This is a genomic window from Mycobacterium sp. NGS51, assembly GCF_059812525.1.
Genome location: NZ_JCALCV010000015.1, coordinates 45,658 through 60,361, shown reverse-complemented (window position 1 = coordinate 60,361; position 14,704 = coordinate 45,658). Strand labels below are relative to the sequence as shown.

Below are 14,704 nucleotides of genomic sequence, written 5' to 3'. Positions count from 1 at the left end.
GCAAGCATACCGCACGAACGAAACACCTACCCGCTCGGCCGCATTCGACGCGGAGTGACTCAGGTCGCCGAAAATTGCGTCAAGCTGGCCGCCAAGGCCACCGGCACCCGCGCCTTGATCCGGGTGCCCTCGGCGTTGTGTTCGGCGTGCTGCACCCTGCCCTCGTCGTGTACACGAGTCACCAAATCACCACGGTCATAAGGGATTACCACGTCGACGGCTGCATCGGTCGGGGCGGCCAGTTCGGTCATCCGCCGGCGCAGCGCCTCGACGCCATCTCCGGTACGGGCCGACACGAACATCGCCCCGGGCAGCGCGCGACGCAGCTTGGCCAGCGCCAAATCGCCTGCGGCGTCGACCTTGTTGACCACCAGCAGTTCAGGTGCCGGACGACTGTCGTGATCGGCAATCACTTCGGAGATCACCTGGCGCACCGCGCTGATTTGGGCCAGCGGATTGACGTCGGAACCGTCGACGACATGGACCAGCAGATCGGCGTCGACAACCTCTTCCAGCGTCGAGCGGAACGCCTCGACCAGCTGGGTGGGCAGATGCCGGACGAAGCCGACCGTGTCGCTGACCACGAATGCCCGCCCGTCCTCGAATTCTCCGCGGCGGGCGGTGGGTTCGAGGGTGGCGAACAGTGCATCCTGCACCAGCACACCCGCGCCGGTCAGCGCGTTGAGCAGACTCGACTTGCCGGCGTTGGTGTAGCCGACGATCGCGATGGACGGAACGTCGCTGTCCAGCCGGCGACTGCGCTGAGTATCGCGGACCTGCTTCATCGCTTTGATGTCGCGGCGCAGCTTGGACATTCGCTCTCGGATGCGGCGCCGGTCAGTCTCGATCTTGGTCTCGCCGGGGCCGCGCAGACCCACCCCGCCGCCGCTGCCGCCGGCGCGGCCACCGGCCTGCCTCGACATCGACTCACCCCAACCCCGCAGTCGCGGCAGCATGTATTCCATCTGTGCCAGGGCCACCTGCGCCTTGCCCTCCCGGCTGGTGGCATGCTGAGCGAAGATGTCCAGAATCAGCGCGGTGCGGTCGACGACCTTGACCTTTACGGCCTTCTCCAACGCGGTCAGCTGAGCCGGGGACAGCTCGCCGTCGCAGATGACGGTGTCGGCGCCGGTGGCCAACACCACCTCGCGCAGCTCTTGCGCCTTGCCCGAGCCGATATATGTCGAGGCATCCGGTTTGTCGCGGCGCTGGATCATCCCGTCGAGGACCTGTGAGCCGGCCGTTTCGGCGAGCGCCGCCAACTCGGCGAGGCTGGCCTCGGCGTCGGCGGCGCTGCCGTCGGTCCACACGCCGACCAGCACGACACGCTCGAGGCGCAGCTGCCGGTACTCGACCTCGGAGACGTCGGCAAGTTCGGTGGACAGCCCAGCGACGCGGCGCAGCGCCGACCGGTCGTCGAGCGCAAGCTCACCCGTGCTGGGAGTGTTCTCTTCGGGAAATTCCGGATATGTCATAGGCAATAACACATGGTGCACGCCGAATCGGCGACGTGCATCCGAATTAACGCTGCGCGCCCTGCCACCATTCCTCGCTGATTTCGCCCTGGGCCACCAGAACCGACGGCCCGCGCAGGTAACTGGTGGCTTCGGTGATGGTGACGACGACGTCGCCGCCGGGCACCCGCACGATCAGTGAGCCGCTGGCCGTCCCGGCGTGGGCCAGCGCGGCGACGGCGGCCGCAACTGTCCCGGTGCCGCAGGAGCGGGTTTCGCCTACACCCCGCTCGTGCACCCGCATGCGGACCGCGCCGTCAGTGGGCGCGGTGAGAACCTCGACGTTGACCCCATCCGGGAACTGCGCCGCGTCGAAGGTCACCGGAGCGCCGACATCCAGCGCCGCCAGCGCCTCGGTGGTCAGTTGCTCATCGACGCACGCCAGATGTGGGTTGCCCACGTCGACGGCGATGCCCTCGAACCGGCGGCCCCCCACGACCGCCTCCCCCGCCCCGAGCCGGTTGGCCTTGCCCATGTCGACGGTGACGTCGGCGTGGGTGGCGTCGAACCCGTGCAGCACGACCGGCCGCGGGCCGGCCAGTGACCCGACGACGAACTCGTCGCGCGACTCCAGGCCACTGGCCCGCAGATAGTGTGCAAACACCCGAACGCCGTTGCCGCACATCTCGGCGACGGAACCGTCGGCATTGCGGTAGTCCATGTACCAGTCGTCGGCGCTGACACCGTCGGGCAGCCGCTCCAGCGCGCCGGCGGTCAGCACCGCGCCCGCGGTGCTCACCCGCAGCACCCCGTCGGCGCCCAGCCCGCGCCGGCGGTCGCATAGTGCGGCCACCGCTTCGGGGCGCAGCGCCAGTTCGGCGTCGAGGTCGGGCAGCAGCACGAAATCGTTCTGCGTGCCGTGACCCTTCGAGAAGATCACCTGCTCAGGATACGTGCCGCCAGGCCTGTACGACGTCACCCGCGAGGTCGCCGGCCGTTGCGTCCAGCCAGTGGATGCGGTGGTCGCGGCGAAACCAGGACCGCTGCCGTCGTACATAGCGCCGGGTGCCGATAAACGTCGGCTCACGCGCACCCTCGCCGTTGCCGCCGGCATCGAGGTCGGCGATCACCTGCGCATAGCCCAGTGCCCGCGACGCGGTGACGCCCTCGCGCAGCCCTTGTCCGAGCAGGGCGATGACCTCCTCGACCAGGCCGGACGCGAACATCGCATCGGTGCGCCGGGCCAGCCGCTCGTCGAGTATGTCGGTGGAGCAATCCAACCCAATGATCACGGTGTCCCAGCGGGGGGCGCCGATGCTCGGCGCCGACGCGGCGAACGGTTGTCCGGTGAGCTCGACGACCTCCAGCGCCCGCACGATACGGCGGCCGTCGGTGGGCAGAATCGACGCCGCCGCCGCCGGGTCGCGGGCCGCCAGCTCGTCATGCAGCGCGGCCACCCCCAGCTCGGTGAGCCGCCGCTCCCAGCCGGCCCGGACCGCCGGGTCGGTCGCCGGGAACGACCAATCGTCGAGCAGCGACTGGATGTACAGCATCGACCCGCCCACGATGATCGGCACCGCGCCGCCGGCAGCGATCGCTTCCACGTCGGCGGCCGCCTCGCGCTGGTAGCGGGCAACCGTGGCGGTCTCGGTGACGTCGAGAACGTCGAGCTGACGGTGCGGTATGCCGCGGCGCTCGGCGGCGGGCAGTTTGGCGGTGCCGATGTCCATCCCGCGGTAGAGCTGCATCGCGTCGGCATTCACGATTTCGCCGCCGAGCCGCTCGGCGGCCTCGAGGGCCAGCTGCGACTTGCCGGTGCCGGTCGGGCCGACGACGGCCAGCGGCCTCACGGCTGCCAGAGACCGGCGAAGTAGCCCACGCCGTAGGGCGCTCCGCGGTAGAGCTCTTTGGTCGATCGTGGTGCCGGCTCGGTCACGCCGGCCAGCACCTGGAACGCCACCCGTCCCACGACCTGGTCGGGCAGTTGGGCCAGGGCGGCCACGTCGCCGCCCGCCAGCGCGTCATCCAGGGCCCGCTGCACCTCGACGTCGCCGGGGCGGTAACCGCCGGGCGCGGCGGCGGTCAAGGTGTTGGCGCCGTCGGCGACGACCAGGACGCCGATTGGATCTGGCGCCTGCTCGATCTCGTCCCGCAATCGGCGGCCGGCGGTCAGCGCGGCGTCGACGTCGAGATCGGCGCCATACACCCGCACCTCGGCGCAGGCGTCAGGCTGTGCTTGCTCCCGTACCCAGCCGGTGAACAACGCGCACAGCGGCAACGCCACCGGGTCGCGGTCCTCGCCCGGCGAGAGCCGGACGATGACCTCGGCGCCGAACCCCGCGAACGTACCTACGGCGGATGCATCGACGACGGCCTCGGCGCCGCCCATGCCCACCGCGATCCAGCGCGGCGGCAGCGCGGCGGCCGCTGCGATCACCGCGGCCCGCAGATCGGCCACTTCGGCGCCTGCGGCTCCGGCCAACTCGGGAACCAGCACCGGCGCCGAGGGGATGATCGCGATGGCGCCCAACACGCCATCAAACTAACCTCCGCACCGCGCGTGAGGTCTCGGAGGGCTGGCGCTATGCGGACGCCGTCGACTCGTAAGTGCCTTTCACATCGCGACCGGCGCCGGACGCGATGGTGGCAGCCTCGCCACGGGCCAACGCCACCGTCGCGGTGATCACCACCGCGACCGCCGCGATCAGCACGAAGATTTCCGGCCCGTCGACCTGCAGTCTCTCCTCGAGCACCAAAACCCCCAGCGCCGACGCCACCACGGGCTTGGCCACGGTGATCGTCGGCAACGACGCAGTCAATGCACCGGCGCGAAACGCCGACTGCTGGAAGATCATCCCGGCCAGCGAGGCCGATATCCACGCGTAGAACTCGGGCGCCCGCAGCACCGGTCCGAAGCCGCCTTCAAGCAGTTCCACGACACCCTTGGTCAGCACCGCGAATACCGCCAACGACGACCCCGCCACCACCGCCAGCAGCACCGCCGCCGCCGGACCGCCCGACCAGATCCGCGCCGCCAGCACACACAACACCAGCGCCGGGCCCATCACGATGGCCACCACAATCCAGGTGCCCAACGAGGCCCGTGAGTGACCGGCGGTCGGGTCACCGACGCTGACGACCAGGGCCAGCGCACAAGCCAGCACCAGCGCCCACATCCACTCCCAGCGGGTCACCCGGTAACGGGCCAGACGCGCGTAGATCAGCAGGGCGAACAACAGCGACGCCACCTGCAGCGACGTCACCAACATCACCGAGGCCAGGGCCAACGCTCCCGCTTGCAGCGCATAGTTGGCGACGGCGCCCATACCGCCCAGCCACCAACGAGTGTCGCGCAACGACATGCGGAACAACTCGAGGTGGCCGACCTGCTTGTCGGTGATCTCCTGAGCGGAACGCTGCCGGATCACATCGCCGAACGCGGATGCCAGCGCGGCGCACAGTGCGAGGAAGATCGCAAGATCAGCCCTCCACATCACAGACCTCCTTGGCCGTCTTTCGGCCCGGAAGCCGTTACCTATCCATGCTGTTCGTTCACACTCCGTGGCCACTCTAGTGCGGTGGACAACGCGCGAACATTAGCCGAACCCGTTCGCCACGTACGGCATTACGCGCTCTCCATAGCCTATGTATCTGCTATGCAAACGCGGGTCTGCCAGGGCCGCGGTCAGCACGACCGGTTGCCTGCCAACATCCCACGGAGTGGTCACTCAGGCGGCAACGCGAAAGGAGGGGGCGCGCCGCCTGGCAAGCTGCTTCAATACTGATTGGGGAACCCGTCGAGGGGCACGGGCACTCCCGAGGTGCAGCAGTCGGCGCCGCAATATGCGCGGCAGGTGCGCGGGACCCGCGCGAAGGGTAGGTGACGGTGATGGTGGAAGAGCCCCGTAGCACTGAGTCCAGACCGGTTCCGCGGCCGGGGCCACGACCTGGGCCCAGGCCGACACCGCGACCCTCCCCGATCGCCGCGCCGCCGGCCAGCGACCCGCACCGGTTCGGGCGGGTAGACGCCGACGGCACGGTATGGCTGGTCAGCGCCGCCGGTGAGCGAGTCGTCGGCTCCTGGCAGGCCGGCGACACCGAGGCCGCCTTCGCCCATTTCGGCCGGCGCTTCGATGACCTGAGCACCGAAGTCACCCTGATGGAGGAGCGACTGGCATCCGGCACCGGTGATGCCCGCAAGATCAAAGCCAACGCCGCCGCGCTGGCTGAGGCATTGCCGACGGCGTGCGTGCTCGGTGACGTCGATGCGTTGGTGGTCCGACTGGCGGGCATTTGCGAACATGCCGACGCCGTCGCTTCCGCGGATCGCGCCCGCCGCGAGGAGCATCGCGCCGCCCAGATCGCCCGCAAGGAGGCGCTGGCCGACGAAGCCGAGGAGTTGGCCGCCAACTCGACGCACTGGAAAGCCGCCGGTGACCGGTTGCGCGCGATCCTCGAGGAATGGAAGACGATCGGCGGTCTGGACCGCAAAACCGACGACGCGTTGTGGAAGCGCTACTCGACGGCCCGGGAAACGTTCAACCGGCGGCGCGGATCGCATTTCGCCGAGCTGGACCGGGAGCGGTCGGTAGCTCGCGACGCCAAAGAACGGCTGTGTGAGCGCGCCGAAGAGTTGGCCGGATCGACGGAATGGAGCGCCACCAGCGCGGCGTTCCGCAAGTTGCTCACCGAGTGGAAGGGCGTCGGTCGAGCCGCCCGCGACGTCGACGATGCACTGTGGCGGCGGTTCAAGGCCGCTCAGGACACCTTCTTCAAGGCCCGCAACGCGGCGACGGCCGAACGCGACGCGGAGTTGGGAGCGAACGCCACCGCCAAGGAAGCGCTGCTGGCCGAGGCCGAAAAGCTCGATACCACCAATTTCGACGCAGCGCGGGCGGCGCTGCGGTCGATAGCCGAGAAGTGGGACGCGATCGGCCGGGTGCCGCGAGAGCGGTCGGCGGAGTTGGAGCGGCGGCTGCGCGCGGTCGAGAAGAAGGTGCGCGAGGCCGGTGAATCGGACTGGTCCGACCCGCAGGCCCAAGACCGTGCCGAGCAGTTCCGGACTCGCGCCGAGCAGTTCGAACGCCAAGCGGAAAAGGCCGAAGCGGCAGGCCGCAGCAAGGAGGCCGAACAGGCCAAGGCGAACGCCGCGCAGTGGCGGCAATGGGCCGACGCGGCCGCTGATGCGCTGAAGTCCTGACAGCGCCGACTATTCGGGCGGTTTCTCGTCGTCCAGAGTTTCCAGCAGTGTGCGGGTTTGCTGGCTCGCCGCCGCGCGACGGCGCTGCTCCTCGGCCGCCAGCTGCACAATCGTGCGCGACCACACCACGCGGGCCCAGTGAAACGTCAGCGCCATCACGGTGATCCAGGCGACGATCAGGCCCACCCCGGGACCGGGATACCCCAGGGCCACGGTCTGGCGCGACCAGACCGCGAATAGGCCGACGGCGCTGGCCACCGCCGAGCCTGCCAGCGCGATCCAGGCCAACGTCCAGCGCCGGGTCACCAAGGCCAGCATCGAGAACCCGACGCCGAACACCAGCGCCAGCCAGCCGAACAGCCGCGACGGCAGCGCCACCGCGGCGGCCGCCGCGTCGTCGCCGCCGAACAGCACGTCCCATCCGCGGACGTGCCCGGTGTGCGGCAGGATGAACGACGCCACCAGCACAACTACCAAGATCGCTACTACCAAAGCCCTTGCGCCCGGGTCGATCTCGTGGGCGATGCGCCGTTCGGCGGCCTCCAAATCTGCTCGGTAGGCTTCGAAATCCCCGTGATTCTGCTCGTTCATCGGCTGCATCCGGTCGCTACCGGCGCCGACTGGCCGATGCCGGGCATGCCCAGACCGACGCCGCCCGGACGCTGGCCGGCGGCCTGCGCGTCACCGGCGCGGGTGCGGCGGTGGGCGACGATGTCGCCGTCGGCGATCAAGTGGTGGGGTGCGGCGTCGGTGACCAGCGTGGTGATGACGTCGCCGGGACGCACCTGCTGGTCTTTCGGCGCAAAATGCACCAACCGGCCGTCCCGGGCGCGACCGCTCATCCGTGCGGTGCGGCTGTCTTTGCGTCCTTCGCCGGTGGCGACGAGCAATTCGACGCTGCGCCCGATCTGGGCGCGGTTTTCCTCCAGCGAGATCTGCTCCTGCAGCTCGACCAGCCGCTCATAGCGTTCCTGCACCACCGCTTTGGGCAGCTGGCCGTCGAGTTCAGCAGCCGGAGTGCCGGGACGTTTGGAGTACTGGAAGGTGAACGCGGCCGAGAACCGGGCCTGCCGTACGACGTCGAGGGTGGCCGTGAAGTCCTCTTCGGTTTCGCCGGGGAAACCGACGATCAGGTCGGTGGTGATGGCCGCGTGCGGCATCGCCGCCCGAACCCGCTCGATGATGCCCAGATAGCGCTGCGCGCGGTAGGAGCGCCGCATCGAGCGCAGGATCCGATCGGAGCCGGACTGCAGCGGCATGTGCAGGACCGGGCAAACGTTGGGGGTTTGCGCCATCGCCTCGATGACGTCGTCGGTGAACTCGGCCGGATGCGGTGAGGTGAACCGCACCCGTTCCAGCCCGTCGATGTCTCCACAGGCGCGCAACAACTGCGCAAATGCCCCGCGATCGCGGGGCAACGCGGGATCAGCGAAAGACACCCCGTAGGCATTGACGTTCTGGCCCAACAGGGTGATCTCCAGCACGCCGTCGGCGACCAGCGACCGCACCTCCGCCAGGATGTCGTGCGGGCTACGGTCAACTTCCTTGCCGCGCAGCGACGGCACGATGCAAAACGTGCAGCTGTTGTTGCAACCCACCGAAATGGAAACCCAAGCAGCGTAAGCAGATTCACGGGCCGTCGGCAGGTTGGACGGAAACTCCTGCAACGCCTCGGCGATCTCCACCTGCGCGACCCGGTTATGGCGGGCCCGGTCGAGCAACGTGGGCAGCGACCCGATGTTGTGGGTGCCGAAGACGACGTCGACCCACGGCGCCCTGCGGAGCACCGTGTCGCGGTCCTTCTGGGCCAGGCATCCGCCGACCGCGATCTGCATATCCGGATTGCTGCGTTTGTTCGGGGCCAGGTGGCTGAGATTGCCGTACAGCTTGTTGTCGGCGTTCTCCCGCACCGCGCAGGTGTTGAAGACCACCACGTCAGCGTCGCTGTCCTCCGGGGCCCGCCGGTAGCCGGCCGCCTCCAGCAGCCCCGCCAACCGCTCCGAGTCGTGGACGTTCATCTGGCAGCCGTAGGTGCGGACCTGATACGTCCTGCCTACGTGCGGTGCCAGCGTCGAAGTCACGGAGCCATGGTACGGCGCGGCTGGGTACGGTCTAAACCCGTCGACGCTCCCGCTCGGCGGCCAGCTCGGTACTGACCACGTCGTAAGCCATGGTTTGGCCGTAGCCGCGGCGCGCCAGCATCGCGACCAGCCTGCGGCTGACTCGTGCATCGTCGTCGTTGTTCAAACGCTCTTGGCGCATCCTGGCCCGCACCAGCTGTTCGGCTCGATCCCGCTCGGCTCCGGCATCGATGTCGCTGAGCACCGCGGTGATCACCTCGTTGTCGATACCTTTGGTGCGCAGCTCAGCTGCCAACGCCCGCTTGCCTTTTCCGGCGTTCGCTCGACGGGAGTGCACCCACTGTTCGGCGAAATCGACGTCGTCGACCAAGCCGACCGCGGCCAGCCGGTCCAGCACCGTGGTGCTCACATCGTCCGGATATCCCCGCTTGGCCAGCTGGCCTTCGAGTTCGGCTCGGGTGCGTGACCTCGCCGTGAGCAGGCGCAGGCACAATGCCCGCGCCTGCTCTTCGCGAGCCGGCGCCCCGTCAGAAGTCGACGGGGGCGGGCAAGACGTCGTCATCGGTCACCACCGCGCCGATACCGAGCTTTTCCTTGATCTTCTTCTCGATCTCGGCGGCCACGTCGGTGTTCTCCAGCAGGAAGTTGCGAGCATTCTCCTTGCCCTGGCCGAGTTGTTCGCCCTCGTAGGTGAACCAGGAGCCGGACTTACGGATGAAGCCCTGGTCTACACCCATGTCAATCAGCGAGCCTTCTTTGCTGATGCCCTTGCCGTAAAGGATGTCGAACTCGGCCTGCTTGAACGGTGGGCTGACCTTGTTCTTCACCACCTTGACCCGGGTGCGGTTACCGACCGCGTCAGTGCCGTCCTTGAGCGTCTCGATTCGCCTGACATCCAGGCGAACCGAAGCGTAGAACTTCAAAGCCTTTCCGCCCGTTGTTGTTTCAGGTGAATTGTGCACCATCACACCATCGACGAAGTAGTTGTGGTTGCCCTCAACCTCGATGTCGAAGCGATTCATCGACCGCGTGTGGGGTTTGACATGGACATCGAGAATCCGCGCTGGGACCAGCCGCTGAGTCGGTTCGACGATCTGCGGCACGACGCTACTCTGTCCGCGGAATCGCGGTAGCAGCTTGTATTCCATGGACGGCGCCATGTAGGGCGCTACCACTTCTTGAAATTTGGCGCTGGACGCGGTGGAGAATACGAGCACTGCCTTACCGGCGGCGCCCGATTGCCGCAGGCGTACATCCAGCCCGTGCATGTCGTGTAGGTAGTCACGCAGTCGTTCCCGAGTGCCCTCGGTCATAGCTTCGACACAGATCTCGACACGACCGCTACCTCCAGCAGTGCGCTGTTGCAGCCCCTTGGAACGGAGAGCGAAGGAACCGTCGTCCATGTACCAAATGGCTAGGGCTAATGGCGTCAATGCCTTGAGATACTCCTCGGAGAGGAACTTCTTGCCGTCACCTAGGTATACCGCGCGCTGCAGTTCAGCTAATTCGGGTAACGGTGTGAAGTCGACGAAGTGCGCACCCTTGTCGTTCTCCCGCTTTGAATGCTGAATATTACCGAGTAAATCGGTCTTCCACTGCAGATACTCGAACTGCTTGGCACCGTGCCCCATCCGGAAGCGAACACCGTTGCGGTCCCGCAGGTTCGGCGACAGATTTCCGTCGCCCATCAATGAGCCGAGCACGACCTGGAACTGTTGGTCGCTAAGCCGATGCGGTTCTGCGGCCAGCACCCGATCACCGGTGGTGAGGTCGCCGGCTTCGGTCCAGCCGCCCGGGGTCCGGATCAGATGGTTGGGCGTGGCGGCGAACTGTGACTTGCCGTTGCCGCCGGACTTTTCGACAGTGAATTGCAGGAACTGCTCGGCTGGGCCGTTGTTGAACCAGTTCACCACCTTGCGGGGCACGATCTGATCGGTCGCCGGGTCATAGGACAGCACCTCGACATCCATCTTGTTGTTGACAATCTTGCCGATTTTCTCGGTGCTGCCGTCGGCCAAGGTCACTCGGGTGGCATAGTTCATGCACCCGAACATCACACCGATTTTTTCGCGCAGCTGGTTGATGAAGATCGCGGTGGTACCCGAATTATTAAGTGCACCAGTCATTTTCCGCAGAGCCTGGCTCATCAGCCGGGCCTGCAAACCGACGTGGCTGTCTCCCATCTCGCCTTCGATCTCCGCCCGCGGCACCAGCGCGGCCACCGAGTCGATGACCAGAATGTCCAGCGCGCCGGAGCGGATCAGCATGTCGGCGATCTCCAGTGCCTGCTCACCGGTGTCGGGCTGGGATACCAGCAGCGAATCAGTGTCCACACCCAACTTCTTGGCGTACTCGGGGTCCAGCGCGTGCTCGGCGTCGATGAATGCCGCGATACCGCCGGCGGCCTGGGCGTTGGCCACCGCGTGCAGGGCGACAGTGGTCTTACCCGAGGACTCCGGGCCATAGATCTCGACGACGCGGCCGCGCGGTAGGCCGCCGATGCCCAGGGCAACGTCCAGTGCGATCGATCCGGTCGGGATGACCGATATCGGCTGACGCACCTCGTCCCCGAGGCGCATCACCGATCCTTTGCCGTAATTCTTCTCGATCTGGGCCATCGCCAGATCGAGGGCTTTCTCGCGGTCAGGGATTTGCGCCATGGTGCTACCTCTCGGTGTAGTCGGTGTTCGGTTGACCGGTCTTGGTCAGTTGGCCGTGACGCTAGAACAGCCCACCGACAAGTCCTCGCCGTCGAACGCTCACCACAGTAACGAACGTGTGTTCGAGAGCAAGGAGGCGCGCCGAGTGTGTGTCCAGTGGGGCGGACGGGGGTCTCTCAGGCGACCGGCGCCCCGAATGCAGACCTCACCACTGTTCGCGAGGGACATCGAAGTCCACGCACAGCGCCCGCCAGACGTCGCGCGGATCCACGCCGTCCTCGATCGCCTGTGCGGCGGTGCGCCCGTCGAACCCGCTCAGCACATGGTCGGCCAGCACCGAAGCACCGTAGGTAACACCGAATCGCATAGTGACCAGCTCGTTGAACTCCGTGAGACGCACGACGTCCAACTTACCCAGCGTGTACCAGCGCTTCGTGGCATACCCGCACCGGATCAACCACGTCGCCGATGCTGGCTGCCGCCCGGCGGGCCGCGTCGCGGTAGCTCGGTGTCGACAGCACCTCGCCGACCGCAGCGACCAACGCGTCGGCAGTCAGCGGCCGGATCAACCGCCCGCTGCCCTGACGCGCCACCCGGTTGGCCATCTCCCACTGGTCACCACCGCCTGGAACCACCACCAGCGGCACACCGGCCAGCAGCGTCTTGGCCACCATTCCATGCCCGCCGCCGCAGATCACCACGTCGGCATCCGCCAGCAGCTCGTCCTGACGGCCCAGCCCCACCACGGCGTACGGCGGAACCGTCAACTCGGGACCGTTCAGCCTCGAGACAACGATGCGCGCCCCGGACGGCAGCTGCTTTCCCGGCACCAGGCAGTCCAGGGCGGTCTCGGCCATCCCCTGTGTTCCGGTCAGCGCCGTCGACGGCGCCACCACCACCACCGGACCGGAACCGGGCGGGACAGGCAACACGTGCTGGGTCGGTTCGAAGTGCAGTGGCCCCACCATGACGGCTTCGGCCGGCCAGTCCGGCCGGGGCACCTCCAATGCGGGCAGCGTGGCAATCAGCCGCCGCAACGGCCCCGGGTCGCGGGCCGGAAGACCGATCTCGGCGCGCACCGCCGCTCGCTGACGTAGCCCTTCGCGCCAGGATCGGGCGGTCAGCGCCCGCATCACCGAGTCGCGCAGCCGACCGCGCATGCCGGTGCCCGGGGCGAGGCCGCTTCCCAGCGGAGGCAACCCCTTCGACGGCAGGTACAGCGGATGCGGGTTGAGCTCGATCCACGGGAGTCCCATCAACTCAGCGGCCATGCCGCCGCACGCCGTGATGACATCGGACACCACCAGTCCCGGCGCCAGGCCCCGCAGCTGCGGAACATTGAGCACAGCCATCCGCGCCGCCCGCTGGTGAATCTTGGCGCCGGCGTCACGGTCGTCGTCGGCCGCGGTCGGATCGAGTCCCACCAACTCCACGGCGTCGACGCCGGCGGCACGCGTGTCCTCGAGCCATTCGGTGCCGGTGAGCAAAGTCGGGGCGTCACCCGCCGCAGCGAATCGCTGGCACAGCGCGATCGCGGGAAACGAGTGCCCGGGATCCGGCCCGGCGACCACAGCGACGCGCACGGGCCTACCCTGCCACAGCGGCCGCATCTAGGCTGGTGACCATGACCGAGCAGACCATGGAAAACACCCGAACGGTCGAGATATTCCTGAACGCGTTGCAGGACGAGGACTTCGACACCGCCGAGGCCGCGTTGGCGGCCGACCTGGTGTACCAGAACGTCGGGCTACCGACGATCTATGGCCGTCACCGGGCGATGAAGCTGTTCCGGCGGATGGAGGGTGGCAGCACCGCTTTCGAAGTGAAGATCCATCGCATCGCCGCCGACGGCGCCGCCGTGCTCACCGAACGCAGCGATGCGCTGATCTTCGGCCCGCTGCGACTGCAGTTCTGGGTCTGCGGGGTGTTTGAAGTCCACGACGGGCAAATCACCTTGTGGCGTGACTACTTCGACTTCTACGACATGCTGAAAGCGACGGTTCGTGGTCTCGCGGCCCTGGCGCTGCCGTCACTAAAGGCGTCGTTCTAGGTACGAGTGCAATGCGCGAACGACCTAACGCTATCCAGTACATCCGTTACTGCTATGGCCACCCGCTGCCCAGTTCGATGCGCGATTGGGTGCGCAACGACCTGGCCGGCAAGGGTGCCACTGCCCGGATGATGATCAGGGTCGCCGTTCCGGCGGTGCTGGTGCTCGCCCCGTTCTGGCTGATCCCGACGACGCTCTACGTGCATGCGGGCATGACGCTGCCGATTCTCATTCCGTTCGTGTATTTCTCGCATGCGCTGAACAAGGTGTGGCGTCGCCACATGCTGCGCATGCACAATCTCGATCCCGACCTGGTCGACGAACGGGCCCGGCAACGCGACGCCCACATCCATCGGGCGTACATCGAGCGCTACGGCCCGCGGCCCGAGTCAGCGCCGCATCGCAGCCACGACATCTAGGCCCGCGGCAACCCGCCGAGTTCGTCGAACGCCTGCGCCCAGCCGACCAGACGGTCTGTCGCCCCGACCAGTTCCTCGCGATAATGCTGCCGGGACAACGGCGAGGGCGCCGCGGCGTCACCGTTCGCGGCCGACACCAACTGTGCTGCAGCGGTGACCATTTCGTTGTACTGACGCACGCCGGTGCCCAACTGAGCGGTGAACGCGTTGATCGTGGGCACTAGATGTGTGCGTGACTGCGGAGTGAAATGCGCCGCCCGCTCCATCGACACCACTTCCGCGGCTGTCGCCGCCATGGCCGCCGCGGTCTGGTTGGCCGCGGTAGTCAGGTCGCGTATCTCGTCGGGCGGCAACATGTTGCCCCGCTCCATAACGCCCAGCAGCGAAAAGAAGCCGCGTTCGGAGGCACCCAGGGCAAACATTGCCGATCGCGCGGCCGAGCCGGGCGGCGGCAGCCGGCGTGTGCTGCCGGGCCGCTGCACCGGCAGCGGCACTGCGTGCAACCACCGGTAGCGCAGCAGCAGCAGCGTCGCCGGAATCGCCTGCGCGACGGCGATCGAGCCGGTGATCACCAGCAGCAGCGTGAACCAGCCCCACGCCGCCAGCAGCGCCGTCACCAGGCCCCAGAACACGCAACCGGCGCCGAAGATCAGACCCCAGCGCAATGCCCGTCGGCGGCGACGCAGCAGTCGCGCTCGCGGGTCGGTGACCGCGCTGATCTTGCGCATCACCAGATCGGAGAACTCGCCGGCCGTGTCCAGACCCCGCTGCACGAGCGTGCGCCACTGACCGGTTGCCGTAACGCGTTGACCCGATTTCACCGCCATGTCGCCCGTCCCG

General features: G+C 67.5%; 15 protein-coding genes. 3 read left to right on the top strand and 12 right to left on the bottom strand.

Annotation, left to right across the window (positions count from 1 at the left end):
• Positions 1 to 59: 59 nt before the first annotated feature.
• From hflX to AC5Y5W_RS18090, 5 genes are read right to left on the bottom strand one after another with little or no spacing between them, the layout of a single operon-like run.
• Positions 60 to 1,475: a GTPase HflX gene (gene hflX, locus AC5Y5W_RS18110; protein ID WP_500009285.1), complete on the bottom strand. Its 1,416-nt coding sequence runs from the start codon at positions 1,473 to 1,475 to the stop codon at positions 60 to 62.
• A 46-nt stretch (positions 1,476 to 1,521) separates the two neighbouring features.
• Positions 1,522 to 2,394 carry a diaminopimelate epimerase gene (gene dapF / locus AC5Y5W_RS18105; RefSeq protein WP_500009283.1) on the bottom strand — a complete coding sequence of 291 codons (873 nt, stop codon included), beginning with the start codon at positions 2,392 to 2,394 and terminating at the stop codon, positions 1,522 to 1,524.
• 4 nt (positions 2,395 to 2,398) lie between these two features.
• The gene (gene miaA, locus AC5Y5W_RS18100; RefSeq protein WP_500009282.1) at positions 2,399 to 3,304 is read right to left on the bottom strand and encodes a tRNA (adenosine(37)-N6)-dimethylallyltransferase MiaA; all 906 of its coding nucleotides are present in this window, start codon (positions 3,302 to 3,304) and stop codon (positions 2,399 to 2,401) included.
• Positions 3,301 to 3,987 carry a class III extradiol ring-cleavage dioxygenase family protein gene (locus tag AC5Y5W_RS18095; RefSeq protein ID WP_500009281.1) on the bottom strand — a complete coding sequence of 229 codons (687 nt, stop codon included), beginning with the start codon at positions 3,985 to 3,987 and terminating at the stop codon, positions 3,301 to 3,303. The genes miaA and AC5Y5W_RS18095 overlap by 4 nt, the downstream gene beginning before the upstream one ends.
• A gap of 49 nt (positions 3,988 to 4,036) precedes the next feature.
• Positions 4,037 to 4,948 (bottom strand): DMT family transporter, encoded by a 912-nt coding sequence (locus AC5Y5W_RS18090; RefSeq protein WP_499897160.1) that lies wholly within the window; start codon positions 4,946 to 4,948, stop codon positions 4,037 to 4,039.
• A gap of 395 nt (positions 4,949 to 5,343) precedes the next feature.
• Here AC5Y5W_RS18090 and AC5Y5W_RS18085 point away from each other — a divergent pair, with 395 nt between their 5' ends.
• Complete coding sequence (locus tag AC5Y5W_RS18085) at positions 5,344 to 6,654, top strand: DUF349 domain-containing protein (protein WP_500009280.1); 1,311 nt, start codon at positions 5,344 to 5,346, stop codon at positions 6,652 to 6,654.
• Between the two features lie 9 nt (positions 6,655 to 6,663).
• Here the strand turns inward: AC5Y5W_RS18085 and AC5Y5W_RS18080 are convergent, their stop codons facing one another.
• From AC5Y5W_RS18080 to AC5Y5W_RS18055, 6 genes are all read right to left on the bottom strand, one after another.
• On the bottom strand, positions 6,664 to 7,245 hold the full coding sequence (locus AC5Y5W_RS18080; protein WP_500009278.1) for an Rv2732c family membrane protein: 582 nt from the start codon (positions 7,243 to 7,245) through the stop codon (positions 6,664 to 6,666).
• Positions 7,242 to 8,735: a tRNA (N6-isopentenyl adenosine(37)-C2)-methylthiotransferase MiaB gene (miaB, locus tag AC5Y5W_RS18075; RefSeq protein WP_500009277.1), complete on the bottom strand. Its 1,494-nt coding sequence runs from the start codon at positions 8,733 to 8,735 to the stop codon at positions 7,242 to 7,244. Before miaB ends, AC5Y5W_RS18080 begins: the two co-directional genes overlap by 4 nt.
• 31 nt (positions 8,736 to 8,766) lie before the next feature.
• On the bottom strand, positions 8,767 to 9,297 hold the full coding sequence (gene recX, locus AC5Y5W_RS18070) for a recombination regulator RecX (RefSeq protein WP_500009276.1): 531 nt from the start codon (positions 9,295 to 9,297) through the stop codon (positions 8,767 to 8,769).
• On the bottom strand, positions 9,263 to 11,395 hold the full coding sequence (gene recA / locus AC5Y5W_RS18065; protein WP_500009274.1) for an intein-containing recombinase RecA: 2,133 nt from the start codon (positions 11,393 to 11,395) through the stop codon (positions 9,263 to 9,265). The genes recX and recA overlap by 35 nt, the downstream gene beginning before the upstream one ends.
• A 205-nt stretch (positions 11,396 to 11,600) precedes the next feature.
• A complete protein-coding gene (locus AC5Y5W_RS18060) occupies positions 11,601 to 11,795 on the bottom strand; it encodes a DUF3046 domain-containing protein (RefSeq protein WP_065016413.1) in 195 nt (64 codons plus the stop codon).
• Between the two features lie 10 nt (positions 11,796 to 11,805).
• Positions 11,806 to 12,978, bottom strand: a complete 1,173-nt coding sequence (locus AC5Y5W_RS18055; RefSeq protein WP_500009273.1) for a glycosyltransferase — start codon at positions 12,976 to 12,978, stop codon at positions 11,806 to 11,808.
• Between the two features lie 41 nt (positions 12,979 to 13,019).
• Between AC5Y5W_RS18055 and AC5Y5W_RS18050 the strand changes: the two genes are divergently transcribed.
• Both AC5Y5W_RS18050 and AC5Y5W_RS18045 read left to right on the top strand, forming a co-directional pair.
• Entirely contained in the window at positions 13,020 to 13,445 is a 426-nt protein-coding gene (locus AC5Y5W_RS18050; RefSeq protein ID WP_500009272.1) for a limonene-1,2-epoxide hydrolase, read from the top strand.
• 11 nt (positions 13,446 to 13,456) lie between these two features.
• Positions 13,457 to 13,864 (top strand): DUF5313 domain-containing protein, encoded by a 408-nt coding sequence (locus AC5Y5W_RS18045; protein WP_500009271.1) that lies wholly within the window; start codon positions 13,457 to 13,459, stop codon positions 13,862 to 13,864.
• On the opposite strand, the gene pspM is transcribed toward AC5Y5W_RS18045, so the two are convergent.
• Positions 13,861 to 14,691: a phage shock envelope stress response protein PspM gene (pspM, locus tag AC5Y5W_RS18040; RefSeq protein WP_500009270.1), complete on the bottom strand. Its 831-nt coding sequence runs from the start codon at positions 14,689 to 14,691 to the stop codon at positions 13,861 to 13,863. The genes AC5Y5W_RS18045 and pspM overlap by 4 nt on opposite strands.
• Between the last annotated feature and the right edge of the window lie 13 nt (positions 14,692 to 14,704).